The sequence below is a fragment of the Paenibacillus dendritiformis genome (assembly GCF_015845845.1).
Taxonomy (GTDB): Bacteria; Bacillota; Bacilli; order Paenibacillales; family Paenibacillaceae; genus Paenibacillus_B; species Paenibacillus_B dendritiformis_C.
This window is the reverse complement of sequence record NZ_LDIG01000136.1, coordinates 1-2,270: the sequence shown is the minus strand read 5'-3', so window position 1 is coordinate 2,270 and position 2,270 is coordinate 1. Positions and strand designations below refer to the sequence as shown.

Below are 2,270 nucleotides of genomic sequence, written 5' to 3'. Positions count from 1 at the left end.
ATGCCGCAGATGTCGGTGGAGAAGTTGTAAAAGGAGCAGGAACGGCCGTTTTAGAAGATTTGACGTTAGACTTCCCACCCCTAAAAAAGGAATATACTTCAAATCATCCGAAGGCGCGTAAAACAGGTGAATTGATCGGGCACCTCATCACAACTGTAGCCGGAGTATTAGAAATGGGTGGCGCTGTATTGGGAGGAGGCGCTGGTGTTACGTTATCAGGTACGGGAGTATTATCACCTGTAGGCGTAGCTGTTACTGCAAAATCCGTCGCTTTAGCAGGACATGGAGCAGGAGTAACGTATCAAGGTTTATCTAATACTGGTGAAACCCTCAATGAGCTTTATCAAATGTTTAAAAGCGGAGGGTCAAATAGTCCAACGCCGAAAAAGCCTTCCCCGCAGAAACCAAGCAAGCCCAATGGGAAGCCGCCTGAGAGTAAGGGGACGGGTAAAGGTGAAGCAGAATCTATCACACCTGATAAATTATTAGGGATTGAACATGAAAAGATTCCGAATCCTAGGGATTCTTTATATAAACATGTCCCAATAAGAGGTGGCGTTAATGGAAAACCCAAAAGCCGCAATTTAAATGAAAAGGAACAATCCATAGCTAACCAAATTCTTGATGATATTGCAGCACAAGCCCGTGGTGATAAAAGTGCTACAGAACGTTTATTGCAACGAGGTGACCATGTACTTGAGAATAGAAGTAATGGACAAAATTATGCTGGGTGGAATTCTGTATATATACGGGAACTAGATGATTTAAACAATGGGGTAATGCGTATTATTTATAAACAAACCGCTGATGGTATTAAATGGAATGTGGTGCAGTGGCACTAGGAAGGAGAGTTTCATGAATACAAAGGTTCAATATATAAACAACACATTTAAATATCTAACACAAGATCTCGGTACAGAAGAATATCTTACTTTTTTTGCATTACTAGAAAAAGTAAAAGATATTCCTATTTTACTAGCCTACTATGGAGGAGAATTTATTGAAATCCTTATAGAACTTTTGCCCCGTATTGAGGATACGTCTGATAAAGCTTTACTGATAGAAACTATTGTTCAGTGTTTATATAGTAGTGATAAAATTAGCGAAACTTCTTGTAAGGAAATTCTTGATGAGTATATTTTATGTCTACGTGACTCTGCTACTAGTTTAGATAACATTGTACAGTGCCTAAAAGGGTTTATTGATGCAGGGATTAGTAAAAACGAGATAGTCGCAAAGCTAGCAACAAATTTAGAAAAAGAATATGTGTTAAGTATACTTTCTCGAATGACTCGAATGAAGATTGATGATCTGGCAAATACATCAGACGAACTATCGAAATTACTAGCTGAATCACAAGAAGTGTATAATGTAAGAGCGCGTTCTGGAATCATTGCTCAATTCTTATTATTAGTGCATCCACACATTCGGAAATATGCGGGAATAAGTCAGATCACTTTCTTATATGATTCATATACAGGCGTGTACGAGGATTGCTGGCCAAGAGGTTTACTTCCTAATATGAAAGACACGCTTATTAAGTCAAAGGTGTTGTCACCAAAGGAGGTAAGTATCTTAGAGGATTTGGATAGGCTAATCAACACGCAAGGAGAAGACTTAGATTCGATGGAAGTCAGAAAATTGTATGATGATTTTTTCGAAGGTAAAGATCCTTTTGAGGTTATTTTTACTCTGCCCGAGTAGATATAACTTTCATGGATTAGGAATTACCGTATTTAGTTTGAGAACATTTACGGCGTTGCTCCTATTTGTGTTGGGAACCTTGCTCCACCAGGAGTGGAGCAAGGAGTTTCAGTGATAATAATATTATGGCTCTTCGCCACTAGCAATGTTATGAGAACAAATGGTTCTATCAACCCTTTGAAAATCTTTGAAAACCGGACAAGGGAATTGGTATAGATGCTTCGCTCTGCGTTCACCTTCTGTAGCAGCATAAACATGCCAGTAAATGGACATACTGGTGGCTGGACAAGGGAATTGGTTCAGGTGCGAGCGATGCGTGGCTCCATGCTGTAGCCAGTTCTTTTCTTATTTCAATGTGAAGTTAAGTTTGCCCGCCAGAACGTACACCATGGCGATGATGTTTTTCTCGGAACGGTATCCGCGAGCTTTCCGTTTGGCGGCCTGGAACAAGCTATTCACTCCCTCCAGAAGGCCATTCGTCAGCTTTGACGAGAACCAGCGAACAACGCCATCGTAGTGATTTTGCAGCATTTTAGCGACTTCGACCATTGGAGCCAAACGGCAAC

At 40.4% G+C, this 2,270-nt stretch carries 2 protein-coding genes and 1 pseudogene; 2 read left to right on the top strand and 1 reads right to left on the bottom strand.

The genetic code is table 11. The annotated features are described in order from the left end of the window. Both ABD76_RS12840 and ABD76_RS12835 read left to right on the top strand, forming a co-directional pair. Positions 1 to 842: pseudogene (locus ABD76_RS12840) on the top strand (hypothetical protein); the annotation flags it as partial. Between the two features lie 13 nt (positions 843 to 855). After that, positions 856 to 1,704 carry a hypothetical protein gene (locus tag ABD76_RS12835; protein WP_197257416.1) on the top strand — a complete coding sequence of 283 codons (849 nt, stop codon included), beginning with the start codon at positions 856 to 858 and terminating at the stop codon, positions 1,702 to 1,704. A gap of 345 nt (positions 1,705 to 2,049) precedes the next feature. Here ABD76_RS12835 and ABD76_RS12830 read toward each other — a convergent pair. Next, a partial coding sequence (locus ABD76_RS12830; RefSeq protein WP_197257414.1) for a transposase occupies positions 2,050 to 2,270 on the bottom strand: 221 nt, incomplete at its 5' end.